We start from the raw sequence: 19,327 nt of genomic DNA, 5'->3' as shown, positions 1-19,327 counted from the left end.
TTTCCTTGAAGGAGTTAACAGCAAATACATTGAAGGAACAAATATTAAAAAAGCTAATAACGGACAAGGGGAGAGATGTAAAGGAAGCGACATCCAAAGACATCTATTATGTTCTTGCTTCAATTGTAAATGAAGAAGTGAAACAGCGATGGTTTCAAACCAGGAAGAAATATAAGGATGAAAAATATAAAGAAGTTTATTACTTATCCATGGAGTTTTTAATTGGGAGACTATTGGAGAGCAACCTTTTAAACTGTGGGATGTTGGAAGAAGCTAAAGAGGCATTGGAACAGATTGGATTTGACTATGTAGAAGTTTTCGCTCAGGAGCATGATGCTGGTCTTGGTAACGGGGGATTGGGTCGTCTTGCAGCCTGTTTTCTAGATTCGTTGGCATCTTTAAATTACCCGGGTCATGGATTTGGAATCCGTTATCGCTACGGTCTGTTTGAACAGCGAATCATACACGGTAATCAAGTGGAACTTCCCGATTACTGGTTAACGGATCCTTATCCATGGGAAACAAGAAAAGAGGAAGAAGCGGTTGTTATTCAATTCCATGGTGATGTACATATGCATAAGCGAAATGATGGCGCACTTGAATTTGAATATCAAAACACGGATAAAGTAATGGCTGTTCCCTACGATATACCAGTTGTTGGATATGAAAACGATACAGTTAATACCTTAAGATTATGGAGTGCGGAGTCCATTTTCCAAAATAATACCGATACACTGGAAGAACACAAGCAATTTTACCGCGATCTTGACCATGAACATTCGATTGAACAGATTTCAGGTTTTTTATACCCGGATGATTCCAGTTATGAGGGAAAGGAACTTCGTCTTAAACAGCAATACTTTCTTGTCTCCGCCAGTATTCAAAACATCCTCAAACATTTTAAATTAAATAATAAAATGTCCCTGCGTCATTTGGCTGAAAAAGTTGTCATTCAAATTAATGATACCCACCCAAGTCTAGCAATTCCCGAACTGATGCGGATATTAATGGATGAGGAAGGTTTTAGTTGGGAAAAAGCCTGGAAAGTAACGACGAATGTTTTCGCATATACCAACCATACGACATTATCGGAAGCGCTTGAGACATGGTCAATGGAGATGATGCAGAACCTGCTGCCGAGGATATACATGATTATCGATGAAATTAATGAAAGATTTTGTAAAGGGATCTGGTTTGACCATGAAGAGTTAAGAGAAAAGATTCCGGAACTTGCAATAATCGCACATGACCGTGTTCATATGGCAAGGCTCGCTATTGTAGGTAGTTTCAGTGTAAACGGGGTCGCTAGAATTCATACGGAAATTTTAAAGAAACAGGAAATGAAAACTTTTTACAACCTTTTTCCTGATAAATTCAATAATAAGACAAATGGAATTACGCATCGACGTTGGTTGTTACAGGCCAATCCAAAAATGGCAGACTTAATAACCGATGTTATTGGCCCGCAATGGATCAAACGACCAAAACAACTGATCAGCCTATTAAAACATTCCAATGACAGTGCTTTATTGGAAAAATTTGATCAGGTAAAACATGAAAATAAAAAAGTATTAGCCAATTATATTCATCAACATTTGGGTATAACCGTCGATGAAAGGTCTATTTTCGATGTACAAATCAAACGGCTACATGAATATAAACGCCAGCTTTTAAATATATTCCATGTCATATATCTTTATAATGAATTAAAGGAAAATCCAAATCAGGATATGACACCACGTACATTTATCTTTGGAGCCAAAGCTGCTCCAAGTTATCACTTGGCGAAGGAAGTTATTAAACTGATAAACACAGTGGCATCCATCGTCAACTACGATCCGGTTGTAAAAGACAGGCTGAAGGTTATCTTTATGGAAAATTATAATGTCAGTTTAGCGGAAAAAATTATTCCTGCAGCGGATATTAGTGAACAGATTTCTACAGCCAGTAAGGAAGCCTCAGGTACAGGAAATATGAAAATGATGATGAATGGTGCATTGACTCTTGGAACCATGGACGGTGCCAATATTGAAATACATGATTTGGTTGGAGATCAGAATATGTTCATTTTCGGTCTGACTGCTGATGAAGTACTGAATTATTATCAGCATGGAGGTTACCATGCAAGAGATATTTATAATACCGATGACCGGGTTAAGCGGATATTGGATCAATTGAATCAGGGCGAGTTCGGGGCGCATAATATAGAATTTAAAGATATCTACTATAATATTTTGTATCATAATGATCCTTATTTTGTACTAAAGGATTTTGAAGCCTATTTGGAAACACATGAACTGGCAGAGCGTGCCTATCGTGATCGAATGACCTGGTTAAATATGAGTGTGACAAACATTGCCTACTCGGGGAAATTCTCTAGTGATCAGACGATTCAGGAGTATGCGACAGATATTTGGAAGATAAAGCGGGTGTGAAAGGATAGAAACCCAGCCATAAATAAAACTTAATAAAAGCCACCAATTTTATAATTAATTGGTGGCTTTTATTGAATTCTCTATAACGTCAACGTAACTTTCTTAGCTGCTTTTATGTTTACTGCGCCTGATAATGCAAGTGAAACACTAGTCTCCTGTTTAAAATTAGTAAGTACCTTTTCTACACCTTCTTGTCCACCTAGTGCTAAACCATACACGTATGGTCTGCCTAGTAAGACGGCATCTGCACCTAATGCCAAAGCTTTTACAACATCTGACCCGCGCCGAATACCACTATCAAGCAGAAGAGGAATTCTTCCATTCACCTCTTTAGCAATTCTGGGAAGAGCCTCAATGCTAGAAACAATCCCATCCATTTGCCGCCCACCATGATTGGAAACGATGATACCGTCTATTCCAGCTTCTATGGCAAGTTTCGCATCCTCAGGGTGCAGAATCCCTTTTATTACAACCGGTAGGGAGGTTCTTTTTTTAAGCTCTTCTACATGTTTCCAGTTAAGTGCAGGATGGAAAATGTTCGTTAAGATTGCTTGGATAACAGAATCATCGTCTTGGCTTGGCAAGGAATTCAAGAATACCTTATCGTTAATATAATTTGCTTTTCCGTAACCTTCTTTAAGTGGAGAGAAGCTATTACGTATATCTTCTTCCCGCCACCCCAGCATGATCGTATCGACGGTTAAAACAATGGCTTCGTAACCAGCCTCTTCGGCTCGGTTTACCATGCTATAGGAGATATTTTCGTTATTAGACCAATATAGCTGGAACCATTTTGAACTGCCGGGAGATGCTTTACTTACTTCTTCAATGGAAAAGCTGGAAACAGTGCTTTGAATAAATGGCACCTGATGTGAAGCAGCAGCTTTCACAACAGCTAATTCGGCATCTTCATGTGCTAACTTCAACATTCCAACCGGAGAGAGCAAAAAGGGCTGTGGATACGTACGTCCGAATAACTCAATACTTGTATCAGCTGCAGAAACATCATTTAAATACCTCGGCACGATAGACAACTTATTAAAGTCTGTTGTATTTATCCTTAATGTTTCCTCTCCGCCTGCACCTGACCGTATGTAGCCAAATGCCGCTTTAGGTATTACCTTACTTGCGGCTGATTCAAGATCAGAAAAATTAAGTGGGAAGGCTTCGGATGAAACAATCTGTTGTATAAAGGAATCTTCTATATTATTGATTGTCAAAATAGTCACCTCATCAAAGTATAATCAAGAGCATCAATCTTTTTTCAATCTTGCTGCTAGTCTATTTCCAATGGATTGGATACCTTGTACGATGATAATTAAAATAAAGACAGTCACGTACATAACATCCACTTCATAGCGAAGATGTCCAAAACGATAAGCTAAGTCACCGAGACCACCAGCACCAACAAGGCCTGCCATTGCTGTAGCTCCAATTAAGCTAACCGTGGCAATTGTCAGCCCCAAAATAATAGCTGGTCTTGCCTCTCTTAACATAACATTCCAGATAATTTGTCTGGTTTTGATACCCATTGCTTTATAGGCTTCAATTACACCGTTATCCACATCAAGTAATGCAGATTCAATTAACCTCGCAATATATGGGGCGGCATTGATAACCAAAGGTACGATAACACCCTTCACTCCAATAGTTGTTCCGACTAGCAGTTTTGTAAATGGCAGAATAAAAAACAGCAAAATAATAAATGGAACAGATCGAATAACATTAATAAATAAATTCAGTATTTGATAAATCCATCTATTCTCCAATGATTGTCCAGGTCTGGTTAGAATTAATAATATAGCTAAAGGTACTCCAATCAGAATGGCAAAGAAGAGGGAAATAAGTACCATTTGAAACGTCTCTACAACTGCTTCAGATATAATGGGAAACCACTGTTCGATAAACTCATTCATTTGTTTTCCCCTCCAATTCTTCTGTGGATACACCGTTATCGTCTAAAAATTTCAAAGCATTTGCAACTTCTTGAGACTCTCCGACTAGATGTATGACCAGGTTTCCTACAATTCCGTTTTTCAGTTCCATAATATTGGCTGTTAATATATTTGGTTCTACTTTAAATCGATGGCTCAGTTGAGCAAGCAAGGGTTGTCCGGTATTTTCGCCGATAAATGTCAATCTTGTAACCGTACCGTTTAATTTAAGCTGCTCTATTAAGCTATCAGATAACTTCCGTTGTGAGATTGTATTTAAAAATTTCTTTGTCGTTTTTTCTTTCGGGTTAGTAAATAGATTAATTGCTGTTCCTTGTTCAATCAAATCCCCATTTTCTATCACATATACATAATCACAGATTTTTTGAATGACATTCATTTCGTGAGTGATGAGTAGTATCGTTATTCCAAGCTCTTCGTTAATTTTTAAAAGTAAATCGAGAATGGAATTTGTTGTTTCTGGATCAAGTGCACTTGTTGCTTCATCACTGAGTAGGATTTGTGGTTCCTGTGATAATGCTCTTGCAATCGCAACACGTTGTTTTTGTCCTCCTGATAATTGAGAAGGATACGTATGTTTTTTTTCTAATAAGTCAACAATACCCAAATATTTATCTACACGGGTCTCAACCTCTTTTTTGTCATAGCCAAGAAGCTTAAGTGGAATTGCGATATTATCATATACCGTGGCCGTTTTCAGCAGATTAAAGTGTTGAAAAATCATACCGATTTTTTGCCGCGTTTTTCGTAATTTTTCCTGGGACATTGAGGTCATTTCTACTCCGTTTATGGAAACAGTGCCACTGGTTGGTTTCTCAAGTAAATTAACACAACGAATCAAGGTACTTTTACCTGCTCCACTATAACCAATTACACCGTGAATTTCGCCCTTCTTCACGTGAAGATTAACGTCATTTAGCGCTTTAACAACTCCATTTTTAGAAGGAAATACTTTCGTGATGTTGTTTAGTTTAATCATATATGTAAACATTCCTTTCAAAAGAGGCTGGCATCCTGATGAAGACCTCTATTTTTAGTATTCCTTACCCTTTAATTCAAAAAAGCCTCTCATTATAAGAGAGGCTAGTAAATTATAAATTCACGTTCCTCTCTCATCTTCCAAAACGTAATGTTTTGCTGGATTTAGCACCTTTCTATGTATAACACATAAAGGTTGCCGAGCATCAACGGGCCAGTCCCTCAGCTACTCTTGATAAGAGATTTATTTATTTATTTGTTTGTTTCGAGTTATTAGATAAAGTTACATTATATCAATCATTTCGTCAATACTTATTTTGAAAAAAGGATATTCCATTAAAACATCCTTATTATCAAAAGGTTATGGATTAAATATATTTAGCTTCTCAATTCTGGAGATGGCTTCTATGATGCGCGCTTCATCGACAAGTAATCCAATTCGTACGTATCCCTCTCCATACGTTCCAAAACCATTTCCAGCTGCAACTGCGACATCTGCTTTTGCCAACAGATAGTCTGCAAATTCCTCGCTTTGAAATTCCTCCGGTACTGGGAGCCAGGCAAAGAAGGACCCTTTTGGTGCGTTTACTTTCCACCCGATTCGATTACATTCAGTAATCAATGTGTTACGTCTACCTTCATATAAGTTAACCAGATCATCGACACATTCCTGACTACTAGATAAAGCAGTTGCTGCTGCATGTTGAAGCGCTGGGAAGATACTTACAAATAAGTGATCCTGTAAAAGATTGATCGCTTCAATCATTTTTGCATTACCTACAGCAAAACCTACCCGCCATCCAGCCATATTATAGGTTTTTGATAATGTATACAGTTCAATTCCAACTTCTTTTGCATCCTCTGCCTGCATGAAACTGACTGGTTTATCACCATCAAATCCAATAGCGCCATAGGCAAAATCATGAACAATACCTATGTTATTACATTTTGCCAATTCAACAGTTTCATCAAAAAATGCAACAGATGCTGTTGCTCCGGTTGGGTTGTTCGGGTAGTTTAAGTAAAGTAGTTTCGCCTTTTCTTTCTGTTTATCGGTTAGTTTTTTATAGTCAGGCAAAAATCCTTGTTCACTATGTAAAGGCATCGTATCATAGGTGACATTAGCTATACCTACACCAGACAAATAATCAGGATAACCGGGATCGGGAAGTAGAAGCAGGTCACCCTCATTCATTAAGGCCAAGGGTAATTCAACTAAACCGATTTTTGTACCAAATAAAACAGCAATCTCTAAGTCGGGGTCAAGATCTACATTGTATTCCCTTTTATAAAAATCAGCTGCTGCTTGCTTAAATTCATCGGTGCCTCTAAATGGTGAATATTTATGTGTATCTGGATTTTCAACCGATTTTTGCAATGCCTGGACAATATGCTTCGGGGTTGGTTGATCCGGATTCCCCTGGCCAAGATTAATCACATCCCGTCCTTCAGAAACTGCTACAGCAACTTTTTTCACCAAGGTTGCAAAGAATTGGGAAGGTAGTTTATTTAAACGATTAGAAACTTCCATCATAAAACACCTCATTTACAATTAGTTCAAATAATTATCTAAATATTATATCCTTATATAACATATGTGTATAGTAGAACATATTATTATATGAATATCCAACAGGAATGCTTTGTTTAATTTACAAAAATTGTCACATAAATTTCCTGCGATATATTGCATTTTGTTGAAGAAGGTAGTATGATATCTTCATTGAGACATTACACACAGCTCATTAAATATTTTGAAAATTTAATAAAGTATTTGAGCTTACAACAAGGGGGAACAACTTATGAAGGACAAGCTACCTTTTTCTTCTTATATGGCAATCGGATTTATGTTATTTGCATTATTCTTTGGAGCGGGCAATTTAATTTTCCCAGCTCAATTAGGTCAAAACGCAGGAACCAATTTATGGCCAGCGGCATTTGGGTTTTTAATTACTGGTGTAGGACTTCCATTACTAGGGATTTTGGCAATGGGCTTCTCGGGCAGCCGAAACTTGCAGGAACTTGCCGGCAGGGTGCATCCGATATATGGTATCTTCTTCACTGCATTGCTTTATCTGACAATTGGACCGTTCTTCGCTGCTCCTAGGACTGGAACAGTAGCGTTCGAAGTAGGGATCGCTCCATTTGTGAGTGAGGGGTCACAACAAACGGTATTGCTTATTTTTACCATTATCTTTTTTGCCATTGCTCTTTTATTCTCCTTATTTCCAGCGAAAATCGTTGATAACGTAGGTAAATTATTGGCACCATTTCTTGTCGTATTGCTTGTAGTTCTCTTGCTGGTTGCATTATTTAATCCAATGGGTTCGATTCAGGCACCACAAGAAGCATATCAAAGTGGAGCATTTATGGGCGGATTCCTAGAAGGATATAATACGATGGATGCATTGGCTTCCCTTGTATTTGGTATTATCGTTATAAATGTCATACGGTCGCTAGGGATTACTTCTAAAGGAGAAATTCTTAGGGCAACAGCTAAGTCAGGAGTTATTGCAATTTCACTTCTTGGAATTATTTATGTTGGTATTGCTTACCTAGGAGCAACAAGTACTAGTGTTCTAGGTTTATTTGATACAGGTGGCCCGGTACTGAGTGGTGCGGCATCCCATTACTTTGGAATGTTTGGATCAATTATGATGGCTATTGTCATAACATTGGCCTGTTTAACAACGGCAATCGGGTTAATTACAGCAAATGCTGAATATTTCCATACACTACTTCCAAAAATAAGCTATAAAGTGTTAGTTGTGTTCTTCTCCACATTAACTTTTGTAATTGCAAACTTTGGATTGGCAAATATTATCACTTATTCGATACCGGTATTAATGTTCCTATATCCATTAGCAATCGTACTCATGTTGCTTACATTTATTTCACCATTGTTTAATCATGCGAGAGTTGTTTATGTTGCAACCACTGCAGTTACATTCTTGATTAGTATTTTTGATGGATTGAAAGCATTATGTGATTCACTTGGTATGGATTACTTTAGCTGGATGAAACCAGTAGTGTCCTTCTATGAACAGGTTCTTCCATTCTACGATCAAGGTCTTGGATGGTTGCTGCCGGCATTAATTGTAATCTTAATTACAGGACTAGTCTCAAAATTTCAGAAAGTAAGTAGTGCTCAGGAAGCATGAAAAAGCACATGAACGAAAAACCTGTTTTCCTCTCTATATGAGGTAAACAGGTTTTTTTCATTATTCAACTTTCGTAGCAATAAATAGGTTCAAGTAGGTAACCGGTGTAAACTTAGGATGTCTCTACTAATTACCTTGCTCAACTTGGTAAAAATAAGGATATTTACATAATGTTTACTGCTTTTTAATCATCGCAGAGTTGAGATGAAATGCGAAGTAACTGCTTTTCCCTCCGTCCGGGATCACTCTGGGCGGATGCTTTCCGCGGGCACGGCCTCAGCCTCCTCGAGAAAACCACTCTGCGGGGTCTTCGGACACGTGCTTTTCCCGCAGGAGTCACCGCCCTCCGCTCACCCGGACTAGTGAAGCTGTATGATGCTATTTTAGCTATAGCAAGTATAGTAACTATCAGTAACCTTCTAAACAGCTCAGGGAAATACACGGAGACTCCTACGGGAAGAGAGGCCTAGGTGAGACACTGAAATGCGTTAGCATGAAGAGGCTCACCAGCCGCCCGCGGAAAGCGAAGTATATTTCCCAGAGCGGTCGCGAAGTTTCTGCATACGGATAGAAAACGAGCAGTTACTTCGTAGTTTATACAAAATCCAACGTAAGAAAAATGAATAGAGTTTAGAATCTCAATGTATCCGGAATGCTTTAGTGCAAACAGTTCATCCAAAGTTAACTTGAGTTGTGTGTCTTCCTAATTCTATCCAGGATAATTTATCCATTTCATTGTGCGAAAGTTGAGTTCATTATAGTAGAAAGTATAAGTTTTTGGGAAGAGTAACACCATTCAGTTCCAGAGGTAAAATTGTGATGGACTAATCGTTATCGCCGAATCTACATCAACATCAATTCAATACGCTCCCTTTATCTCAGGTGAACGTTTGTTCGACGATTACCTTTAGAACATCGTAATATTACGAATCCAGTTTTCTTTCATAATGGATGAGAGAGTTGGTATATCACCCTTCTTCATCAGTTCGATAATTTCCCAGTGTTCATCAACCGACTTTTCAGTCAGTACAATGGAATTGTGATAAAATTGCCTTCTTACATGAGCCTGTAAAGCTTCTAAGATGCTGTCTATGTATGGATTATTTGCTGTAGCGACTATTATTTTATGAAATTGTTCATCAATTTTTAAAGCGGAATAATAATTTTCCGAAAGAATGGCATGGGCAAAGCGTTCATTTGTTTGCTTTAGTTGTTTCAAAGTCTCTTCATTTAATTTAGGAATGGCTAATTCTGCTGATAATGATTGTAATGCTGCTAGTGGAGGGAGTAGATCTTTAATAGCTTCTTTCTCTACTTCTGTAACTTGTGTCGCTTTACCTGGGTACATTTTTACAAATCCCTGAGATTCCAGTAACTGCAAGGATTCCCGGATGGGTGTTCTGCTGACACCTAAAGCATTAGCAAGCTCAGTATCATTTAATTTCTCCCCTGGTAGTAACGTTCCATCAATAATCCATTGCTGAATCTGGTTATAGGCGTTTTCCTTTGCTGATAAGCGAATTGGTTTTGAATGATCAATTGGTATTGGCAAACTATTTCACACCTTCCCTGGAAAATTATAAAACTCTTTATTAAAAGTATACATGAAATTGCTTACAATTGGAATATGCAATATATCACATCAGGAATATTTTGGAAGTTACTGTAAAAATCTGGGAAGTTTGAGATGTAATTATAATACGTGTCGGTTAATGGAAAAGGAACTTTGATTAATGTTTGGGACAGCTGTTACTCAACTCACCGTAAAGAATCGTTGTTTTATAATCTTCGTATTTGAGATAAACTACGAACTAAGTTAAGTAACTTCGGCGACCGCTCTGGGGAAATATACTTCGCTTTCCGCGGGCGGCTGGTGAGCCCTCCTCGTGCTTCGCCCTGCTGGGTCTCACCGATGCCTTTCCTCCCGCTGGAGTCTTCGTATATTTCCCCAGAGCTGGTTTTAAGCTTACAAATTGCTAACTGCATTAGTGATTTATAAAAATCATATCACACAGCTTCACCAGTCCGGGTGAGCGGCGGGCGGTGACTCCTGCGGGAACAGCACGTGTCCGAAGACCAGAAGAGTGGTTTTCTCTTCGGGGCTGAGGCCGTGCCCGCGGAAAGCATCCGCCCAGAGCGATCCCGGACGGCGGGAAAAGCAGTTACTTAAAGAAACCAAACAACCAGCAGTTACTTCGCAGTTTATATATTATGCGGCAAGGCGGAGTGCGGAGGAGTGCGGAATTTATTTTGGGATGAGTATTCGTAGTTCAACCTTAAAAAAAGCCATGAGAAAAAGATATACCGATGAGAATCCGGAATATCTTTTCCTAACATTATTTATATTTTAATATCCTTTAAAAAGTCCGACCAGCCTTCAATCCTTGGAATGTTTTGTAAGTGTCGATTATAAGCTTGGTCTTTCACATATAATTTAGTTGAGCCGGCTAGAAGCGTTTGGAGAACAGCAGGTTTATCATCCACATAGTAATCAAGCTTCAGTTTTTGTATGGTATAGATCTTCTCTTCGTCCTTCATACCGTAGAAAAAGTGGTTATTCTGTACTGGAAATCCTTGTTCTTTTAACCACTCTTTTGATCTTTCTCCATGTTCTTCAGGGCGTGCTGTAATATAGTAAATTTTATGGCCATTTTTTTCAAGTGCGTGTAATGTTTCAACTGCACCAGGGAAAGGAGGACAGGATGTATAATAGATTTCTTCCAGGGAGTTGTTCCACATTGCTTTCCCTTGTTCATCTGACATACCAAAAGCTTCATGTATCTCGACCCGCTTTATATTGCTAAAAACTTCGATGCCGATCGCTTTCTTTAATTTTTCATTATAAATATGAAATGCATGTTCTCTCAAATTAATTAATGTATCATCAATATCAAATCCAAATTTCATAAATAACCCCTCAGTTATCGTATTTATTAGGATATCTCGGATAACCGACAAACTTGAAGTCTGGTCCAATCCGGTTTATATCTGTATGTTCCAAATCAATGGCATCTTTCATCAAGTCAATACCTGCACCCTCAAAGAACGTAGGTGCTTCTTTCCCGCCAATTAATTTCGGTGCAAAATAAAGAACTACTTTGTCAATCAGCTTATTTTTGAGGAACGAAGCATTTATATTCCCACCACCTTCGATTAACAGGGAGGAAATGCCTTTTTCTCCTATCTGTGTGACCACATCAACCGGATCTGTATGTAGGGTCCCACTAGTTTCCAATACAGTTATGTTCCGAGCTTCCAGTGCCTTTCTTTTTTCTTTATCATAGTCTTTACAAGTAAAGATTATTGTTTCTGCTTGGGTTTCAGTAATAACCTGTGATTCTAAAGGAATTTTTAACTTGGAATCCATAATGATGCGGATTGGGTTTCGTCCATTCGGAATTCTCGTCGTTAATGCTGGGTCATCTTTTAATACTGTATTTACTCCAACAAGAATTGCCATATTTTCATTTCTTAATTGATGAACATCCTGTCTTGCTTCCTCTGATGTAATCCATTTGCTATTGGAAGTATGGGTTGCAACTTTTCCGTCTAATGTAATTCCTGTTTTTAATGTAATAAACGGTTTCTTTGTCACAATATATTTATTAAATACTTCATTCATTTTTTGGGATTCCTTTTCCAGTAATCCGGTAACGACCTCGATACCAGCGTCTTGTAATATTTTAACGCCATTACCGGCTACAATTGGATTTGGATCCAGGGTGGCGATAATCACCTTTTTAATACCTGCTTCTACGATTGCTACAGCACATGGACCTGTTCTTCCGTAATGAGAGCATGGTTCAAGCGTGACATAGATTGTCCCACCTTTTGCATTTTCACCAGCCATCCGTAATGCATGAATTTCTGCATGCGGCTCACCGGCCTTTAAGTGGGTACCTATACCAACGATTCGATTATCGTTAACAATAACCGAGCCAACGAGGGGGTTAGGATCTGTTTGGCCCTTCATTGCTTGTGCATTTTTTAATGCGAGATCCATATAGAACTCATCATTAGTCATTGGAGCAAGTCCTTTCTTCTTTTAAATGTCCCGATTTTATCACCTTCGTTTGCAGGTATTTTTCGTTGTACTCGGAGACATCCCCCCATAAAGGTGTGCGTCCTGCAACAAGCATCCCTGAGTTTTCCAATGCTTCCATCTTTTTCGGATTATTAGTAATTAACGTTACTGGTTTCAGACGTAATGTTTTAAGTACTTTAATGGCATCCTCGTAGTCCCTGGAATCATTGACAAATCCCAGACTTTCATTTGCTTCCACGGTGTCGTAACCATTCTCCTGGAGAACATATGCCATTGCCTTACTGAACAGACCGATACCTCTACCTTCGTGATTTGCCAAGTAAAAGAGTGCTCCAGTGCCATGTTCTTTAATTTTCTTCATCGATTCTTTTAATTGGAAACCACAGTCACAGCGTTTACTACCGAAAATATCTCCCGTATGGCAGATGGAATGCATACGGATTAGTGCTTCGTCAGCATTTTCGAAATCTCCATAGACAAGTACACTCGATTGTTGGAATTCGGCCAGATTGGAAGATGACAATTTTTCAATTATCTTTTCGTAGTCTTCGGTTACTTCATCGTAATTCAGCCAGCAATACCACTGGAAGATGGTAGTCTCTCCATATAAATTAACAGGCAGTTGGATTGGCCCAACTAAATATATAGCACGATCCTGAGATCTGATTAATCGTATTTTGTCTTTCAGAACGGAAAACACTTTTGATTCAAGCTTCATTTGTACCATTGTTAAAACTCCCTTCACTTTCACCTTAGTATAATTAAAAATAGCATTATCATCAATTTTATTTTCTCGAATTAGCATAATTATTTACTAAACTTTTAATTGTTCGTGTTTTATAAAGTATAATTATGCTTAATTGAATTGATAAGTGTAGGCAGTAGGTACGAAGGGAACCTTTCATTGGGGCTATACGTATAATAAAATAGGTCACTAACTAGAGGATGATTAATAATGGCGGATAACTATGAATTAAAAGCCTATCAAGAAGTACAGGCATGGAGAATGAAAGTAATGAAGCAATCCGGATTGGTAAACCGATTTTCAAAAAAAGCACAGAATAAGATTAACAGCTGGATTCCGGAAAAAGCGCATAAAATAGTAACAGATAGTATTAAAAATATGGTCAAAGCTACTTTAACCGGCTCACATATGACGACGAAAAAACAACCAGAAAAAGATATGAGTCTACGTGAAAGGGACGAGCTTATAAGAGGAAAACATACATCGTATCGAAAAACAGCGGTAATTGAAGGTGCTGGTACTGGTGCAGGTGGCTTATTGCTTGGAGCAGCTGATTTTCCACTATTGTTATCCATAAAAATTAAATTCCTATTCGATGCTGCAGCTATTTATGGGTATGACACGAGTAAGTACGAGGAGCGTTTATTCTTGCTTCATGTTTTTCAACTGGCTTTTTCCAGTGAAGAAAAACGGAGAGAGACATTATTTATTATTGATAATTGGGATGAACAAAAAGAAAAACGCTTAGATATGGATTGGCGTGTGTTCCAACAAGAATATCGCGATCATATTGATTTAATAAAGATGTTTCAGTTAATTCCTGGATTTGGAGCAATTGTCGGTGCATACGCGAACCATAATTTAATGGATCAGCTTGCAGAAACGACGTTGAATGTTTATCGAATGCGGGAATTGGAAATGCAACCAAGGGACTATTAATCGTTGCCTTTCCCAATAATCCCATAAAAAAACAACGTTGTAATTTCTTCGGTCATTGGTAATATTTTTTGATAAATATCTTTCTTTTGCATCGCATCCTTTAGTATCTGAATATAAAATATAATGGCCTCATTAGATATATCATGGTTAATATAACCTTGCGCTCTTCCTTCATTGAATAACTCAATCAGTCTTGGGAAGATTTTCTCCGTATAAAGCTCTTCCATATAATTGATCCCTGTGGAATATTCTTTCATGAAATAAGTATAAAAATCTTCATGAATATTATCTGCTGCTTTCTTTTTATCAAAAATAATTCCCTTGATTTTATCGGGAAAAGCAATGTTCCTATTAAATAATTCTTCATACTCTTTCCAAATCTGATCTACATAATAAATAAGCACCTCATGGGCTAAGTTATCTTTACTTTTAAAGTAATTATATATGGTTACTTGAGATACATTAGCTTTCTTTGCAATTTCAGCAATCGATACCTTCTTTACACCATTATTTATAAATAAAGATAATGTTGCTTTTAAGATTATCTTCTTTTTCATCGCTTTCCGTCGCTCGAAACCGTCCATATTATTCACCTCCATAAATAGTTTAATAAAATTTATGTAATAAAACAATGTAAAAATTTCATAATTATATTGATAAAGGAATTATATTTATATATTATGAACTATATACGATAAAATATTTCATAAAATGCTTGTTGGAAGGATATTTTTTCCAAAGAGGGGGAGGAAGTATGTCCGTTTTAAAAACATCGAATTTAACAAAGAAGTTTGGAAAATTTACTGCACTAGATGGCGTTAATATTGAAGTGGGAAAAGGAGAAGTTTTCGGTTTTATAGGGCCCAATGGTGCTGGTAAATCAACAGCTATTCGTGTATTGCTTGGTATTTTGAAGGCTACAGAAGGAAGCGTAGAGATTTTTGGTAAGGATGCATGGAGTCATGCTGTAGAAATCCATAAGCGTATCGCATATGTACCAGGAGACGTAAATTTATGGCCAAACTTAACCGGTGGAGAAGTTATAGATCTTTTCATAAAATTGCGTGGGGCTAATAATAAAAGTAGACACGAAGAATTAATGAAGCGATTTGACTTGGATCCAACAAAGAAATGTAGAACATATTCAAAGGGGAACAGGCAAAAGGTTGCGTTAGTAGCTGCTTTTTCATCTGATGCAGACTTGTATATATTAGATGAACCGACATCAGGGCTGGATCCTCTGATGGAAAATGTTTTTCAGGAACTTGTAATGGAAGCAAAGAGTAAGGGCAAGAGTATATTGCTTTCCAGTCATATTTTATCTGAAGTTGAAAAATTATGTGACCGGGTGGGTATTATTCGTCAAGGTAAAGTGATTGAAACAGGTACACTAAGCGAGCTACGCCATTTAACCCGTACCCATTTTGTAGTAGAGACGAAACAGCCAATTCCATCATTGAATGAATTAAAAGGTGTCCATAGAATAGAAGAGGATAATCAAACACTTTCTTTCCAAGTCGATTCTGAAGAACTAAATGAAGTGATGAAGTATATTAGTCAATTCGAAATAGTTAAATTAGAAAGTGCACCTCCAAAGTTAGAGGATTTATTTATGCGCTACTATGAAGGATCTGGAAATCCTGCAGAATCAGGAGTGGGAGGTGCGGGATAATGAATCAGCTGTTTAAAAATACGGGGCGGCTATCTCGTTTTATATTTAGAGAAGATCGCGTTCGAATTCCTATTTGGTTAATTTCTTTATCTGGTATAACAATTGTCATTGCACTTGCATTTATTGATCTGTATCAGAATGAAGGGGAGAGGCAGGCAATGGCTGAAACAATGTGTAATCCTGCAATGACTGCGATGGTCGGCCAAGGTTATGGATTGGATAATTATACAGTTGGAGCTATGATGGCTCACCAGATGTTGCTTTTTACTGCTATTACCGTTGCGATTATGAGTATATTACTGGTTACACGACATACACGGGCAGAAGAAGAGGATGGACGTATTGAAATGATTCGTTCTTTGCCGTCAGGGCGTCTGGCGAATCTAGCTTCTGCAATGATAGCAGTGAGCGTTACAAACGTGCTATTGGCATTGATTACCGGATTTGGAATGTATGCTTTAGGTATCGAGAGCATGGACTTGGAGGGCTCCCTCTTGTATGGAGCATCTTTGGGAGCCACTGGTATTTTCTTCACTTCTTTGACAGCTGTCTTTGCCCAACTCTCTGAAAGCTCCAGAGGAACGATAAGTCTTTCTCTTACTGTATTGGGTCTTGCATATCTTATTCGTGCTATTGGTGATGTTGGAAGCGAAATCCTCTCCTGGTTTTCACCTTTAGGTTGGACGCTAGGTACAGAAGTTTATGTAAATAATTATTGGTGGCCCGTTTTATTGTTGCTCGTCGTATCATTTGTTTTAGCTCTTCTTGCATTCTATTTAAATGCAATACGAGATTTAAATTCTGGATTTTTACCATCAAAACCCGGGAGGAGAAATGCTTCTGTATTCCTACAAAGTCCAATTGGGTTAAGCTTTCGACTTCAGCGGACAACTATTTTTGCCTGGGCTGTAGGGATGTTTGCGATTGGTATTTCCTATGGGTCTGTTCTAGGTGATTTAGAATTGTTTATGGAAGATATTGAAATGATGCAGCAAATAGTAAAGCCGGTAGAAGGATTTTCATTAACGGAGCAATTCATAACGATGTTAATGGCAATTATGTCTATGATTAGTGCCGTTCCTGCTTTAATGGTTGCTATGAAGATAAAGGGCGAAGAAAATAAAAATCGAACAGAACATTTATTAACCCGTTCCGTATCTCGTACACGACTTATGGGAAGTTATTACACCCTATCGATTGCTACAAGTTTTATGATGCAATTTCTGGCTGTATTTGGTCTTTGGTTAGCGGGTTCAGCAGTAATGGAAGAACAAATTACTTTTGGTACGATGTTTAGTGCTGGGATGGTTTATCTGCCAGCAATCTGGGTGATGATTGGTGTTGCAGTATTACTTGTTGGTTTTATACCAAAATTCACTGGGTTACTATGGTTGTATTTAATTTATTCCTTCATTGTCGTTTATTTAGGGGATTTGCTGCAATTTCCGGCATGGCTAAGTAACTTATCTGCCTTTGGTCATATCCCACAAATACCTGTGGAAGATATGGACTTTTTAAGTGTGGCCATATTGATGATCATTGCAATTATTGTATCAGTTGCAGGATTTGTTGGTTACAATAGAAGGGATATAGCTGGTTAGGCCTATTCATTTTTTATGACAATGAAAACATTAATGACAGGAGTTCTAGTATGGAAAAGAAGCAAAAAGAAGGCTTAAAACCATTTATATCCCTAGTTTTATCAACAAGCATCCCCAAAATGGCTGTAACTTTTGGTTTAATAGGGAGTATTATAACAATGCTTGTCGGGCTCACCATCCCATTACTAACAAGAGAATTGGTGGATGGATTTTCAGTAGAAGCATTAAGTACGACACTTATCATTATTATTTTTGTCGTTTTCATTTTACAAGCCGTTGTAGATGGAGTTTCCACGTATTTACTATCGGCTGTTGGGCAAAAAATAGTAGCCCGCTTGCGTGAAAAGATGTGGTTCAAATTGATTCGATTACCTGTAAGCTATTTTGATAAGCATGCAAGTGGTGAGTCGGTAAGTCGTGTTGTGAATGATACTGGAATTGTAAAAGATTTAATTTCACAACATTTTCCTCAGTTTATTACAGGATTGATTACAATTATTGGTGCGCTGGCAATTTTACTTATTATGGATTGGAAAATGACATTATTAATGTTAATTGCGGTTCCAGTTACTTTCATTATTATGATTCCACTCGGAAAGAAAATGGCAAAAGTATCAAAAGGATTGCAGGATGAAACAGCAACCTTTACAGGAGAGATTCAACAAACGTTGAGTGAATCCCGTCTAATGAAATCTTCAACAGCTGAGAAGGTTGAAGAGTCAAAAGGACTTTCGGGCATTGGGAAAATGTATCAATACGGTTTAAAAGAAGCGCGTATTTTTGCTTTAATTGGACCATTTATGTATACGGTAATGATGTTTGTTATTGTCGTTATTATCGGATACGGAGGAATTCGAGTAGCAGATGGAACAATGTCAACGGGTTCTCTTGTTGCATTTTTACTGTATTTATTCCAGATTATTTATCCAATTACATCATTCGCAATGTTCTTTACTGAACTACAAAAAGCGAAAGGTGCAACAGAGCGAATCTTTGAGATTTTAGAAGTACCCGAGGAATCAGGTCAGGATGGAGTGGAAGTAGATATTTCAAACCTACCTGTTCACGTTTCAGGTGTTTCCTTTGCATATAGTGAAAATGAACCTGTGCTTGAAAATGTATCATTTGATGCGAGGCCAGGAGAAATGGTTGCTTTTGCTGGGCCGAGTGGTGGCGGGAAGACGACTTTATTTGGATTGCTGGAAAGATACTACGAACCAACTGGAGGAGAGATACGTATTGGCGATACAACAATACGTAAGTTATCTATGAAATCATGGCGGAGCCAAATAGGATATGTTTCTCAGGAAAGTGCAATGATGGCTGGAACAATCCGTGATAATTTAACATATGGCTTAAAGAATTCGGATAATATTACGGATAAACAATTATGGGAAGTTGCAGAAATGGCCTATGCGGATCAATTTATTAAGAATTTCGCAAACGGGTTGGACACCGAAGTAGGAGAACGGGGAGTGAAACTATCAGGTGGTCAAAGACAGCGAATTAATATTGCCCGTGCATTCTTGCGAAATCCGAAAATATTAATGCTAGATGAAGCAACAGCTAGTTTGGATAGTCAATCAGAACATGCAGTCCAAGAAGCGTTAACTCGGTTAATGGAAGGCAGGACAACCTTTGTCATTGCCCATAGGTTATCAACAATTGTTGATGCAGATAAGATTATTTTTATTGAGAAAGGTAAATTGACAGGGCAGGGGACACACAAGGAGTTAGTTGAAACACATGAGTTATATCGTAAGTTTGCCGAACAGCAGTTGACATAGGTCGGCATT

Annotated in this window: 15 protein-coding genes and 1 riboswitch; of the genes, 6 read left to right on the top strand and 9 right to left on the bottom strand. The window is 37.9% G+C overall.

The window, feature by feature from the left end:
• Positions 1-5 precede the first annotated feature (5 nt).
• The gene (locus tag ACFOUV_RS13845) at positions 6-2,435 is read left to right on the top strand and encodes a glycogen/starch/alpha-glucan phosphorylase (protein ID WP_379497377.1); all 2,430 of its coding nucleotides are present in this window, start codon (positions 6-8) and stop codon (positions 2,433-2,435) included.
• Positions 2,436-2,515: 80 nt separating this feature from the next.
• Here ACFOUV_RS13845 and ACFOUV_RS13840 read toward each other — a convergent pair whose 3' ends face one another.
• From ACFOUV_RS13840 to ACFOUV_RS13825, 4 genes are all read right to left on the bottom strand, one after another.
• Positions 2,516-3,655 carry an alpha-hydroxy acid oxidase gene (locus ACFOUV_RS13840; RefSeq protein ID WP_379497376.1) on the bottom strand — a complete coding sequence of 380 codons (1,140 nt, stop codon included), beginning with the start codon at positions 3,653-3,655 and terminating at the stop codon, positions 2,516-2,518.
• A 33-nt stretch (positions 3,656-3,688) separates the two neighbouring features.
• Positions 3,689-4,351 carry a methionine ABC transporter permease gene (locus ACFOUV_RS13835; RefSeq protein WP_379497375.1) on the bottom strand — a complete coding sequence of 221 codons (663 nt, stop codon included), beginning with the start codon at positions 4,349-4,351 and terminating at the stop codon, positions 3,689-3,691.
• Positions 4,344-5,369 carry a methionine ABC transporter ATP-binding protein gene (locus tag ACFOUV_RS13830; RefSeq protein ID WP_379497418.1) on the bottom strand — a complete coding sequence of 342 codons (1,026 nt, stop codon included), beginning with the start codon at positions 5,367-5,369 and terminating at the stop codon, positions 4,344-4,346. Before ACFOUV_RS13830 ends, ACFOUV_RS13835 begins: the two co-directional genes overlap by 8 nt.
• A 130-nt stretch (positions 5,370-5,499) precedes the next feature.
• Positions 5,500-5,610, bottom strand: a riboswitch (SAM riboswitch).
• A 119-nt stretch (positions 5,611-5,729) separates the two neighbouring features.
• A complete protein-coding gene (locus ACFOUV_RS13825) occupies positions 5,730-6,899 on the bottom strand; it encodes a pyridoxal phosphate-dependent aminotransferase (RefSeq protein WP_379497417.1) in 1,170 nt (389 codons plus the stop codon).
• Positions 6,900-7,170: 271 nt separating this feature from the next.
• Here ACFOUV_RS13825 and brnQ point away from each other — a divergent pair, with 271 nt between their 5' ends.
• Positions 7,171-8,529: a branched-chain amino acid transport system II carrier protein gene (gene brnQ, locus ACFOUV_RS13820; protein WP_379497374.1), complete on the top strand. Its 1,359-nt coding sequence runs from the start codon at positions 7,171-7,173 to the stop codon at positions 8,527-8,529.
• 907 nt (positions 8,530-9,436) lie between these two features.
• Here brnQ and ACFOUV_RS13815 read toward each other — a convergent pair.
• From ACFOUV_RS13815 to ACFOUV_RS13800, 4 genes are all read right to left on the bottom strand, one after another.
• Positions 9,437-10,081 (bottom strand): GntR family transcriptional regulator, encoded by a 645-nt coding sequence (locus tag ACFOUV_RS13815; protein ID WP_379497373.1) that lies wholly within the window; start codon positions 10,079-10,081, stop codon positions 9,437-9,439.
• 788 nt (positions 10,082-10,869) lie between these two features.
• Positions 10,870-11,436, bottom strand: coding sequence for a 5' nucleotidase, NT5C type (locus tag ACFOUV_RS13810; protein ID WP_379497372.1), 567 nt, complete (start codon positions 11,434-11,436; stop codon positions 10,870-10,872).
• Positions 11,437-11,446: 10 nt separating this feature from the next.
• Positions 11,447-12,553 (bottom strand): bifunctional diaminohydroxyphosphoribosylaminopyrimidine deaminase/5-amino-6-(5-phosphoribosylamino)uracil reductase RibD, encoded by a 1,107-nt coding sequence (ribD, locus tag ACFOUV_RS13805; protein ID WP_379497371.1) that lies wholly within the window; start codon positions 12,551-12,553, stop codon positions 11,447-11,449.
• Positions 12,546-13,301 carry a GTP cyclohydrolase II gene (locus ACFOUV_RS13800; RefSeq protein WP_379497370.1) on the bottom strand — a complete coding sequence of 252 codons (756 nt, stop codon included), beginning with the start codon at positions 13,299-13,301 and terminating at the stop codon, positions 12,546-12,548. The genes ribD and ACFOUV_RS13800 overlap by 8 nt, the downstream gene beginning before the upstream one ends.
• Before the next feature lie 228 nt (positions 13,302-13,529).
• Between ACFOUV_RS13800 and ACFOUV_RS13795 the strand changes: the two genes are divergently transcribed.
• Complete coding sequence (locus ACFOUV_RS13795; RefSeq protein WP_379497369.1) at positions 13,530-14,258, top strand: EcsC family protein; 729 nt, start codon at positions 13,530-13,532, stop codon at positions 14,256-14,258.
• On the opposite strand, the gene ACFOUV_RS13790 is transcribed toward ACFOUV_RS13795, so the two are convergent.
• Complete coding sequence (locus ACFOUV_RS13790) at positions 14,255-14,842, bottom strand: TetR/AcrR family transcriptional regulator (RefSeq protein WP_379497368.1); 588 nt, start codon at positions 14,840-14,842, stop codon at positions 14,255-14,257. The genes ACFOUV_RS13795 and ACFOUV_RS13790 overlap by 4 nt on opposite strands.
• A gap of 170 nt (positions 14,843-15,012) precedes the next feature.
• On the opposite strand from ACFOUV_RS13790, the gene ACFOUV_RS13785 reads away from it, so the two are divergent.
• The 3 genes from ACFOUV_RS13785 to ACFOUV_RS13775 are packed head-to-tail and all read left to right on the top strand — an operon-like array spanning position 15,013 to position 19,318.
• Positions 15,013-15,930 (top strand): ABC transporter ATP-binding protein, encoded by a 918-nt coding sequence (locus ACFOUV_RS13785; RefSeq protein ID WP_379497367.1) that lies wholly within the window; start codon positions 15,013-15,015, stop codon positions 15,928-15,930.
• The gene (locus ACFOUV_RS13780; RefSeq protein ID WP_379497416.1) at positions 15,927-17,531 is read left to right on the top strand and encodes an ABC transporter permease; all 1,605 of its coding nucleotides are present in this window, start codon (positions 15,927-15,929) and stop codon (positions 17,529-17,531) included. Before ACFOUV_RS13785 ends, ACFOUV_RS13780 begins: the two co-directional genes overlap by 4 nt.
• 50 nt (positions 17,532-17,581) lie before the next feature.
• A complete protein-coding gene (locus ACFOUV_RS13775; protein ID WP_379497366.1) occupies positions 17,582-19,318 on the top strand; it encodes an ABC transporter ATP-binding protein in 1,737 nt (578 codons plus the stop codon).
• Positions 19,319-19,327 lie beyond the last annotated feature (9 nt).

Origin of the sequence: Oceanobacillus longus (assembly GCF_042650085.1) — a bacterium.
In the GTDB taxonomy this organism is placed as follows: domain Bacteria; phylum Bacillota; class Bacilli; order Bacillales; family Amphibacillaceae; genus Oceanobacillus; species Oceanobacillus longus.
Note: the sequence above shows the minus strand (reverse complement) of the source record. Positions and strands in the feature narration are given on the sequence as shown.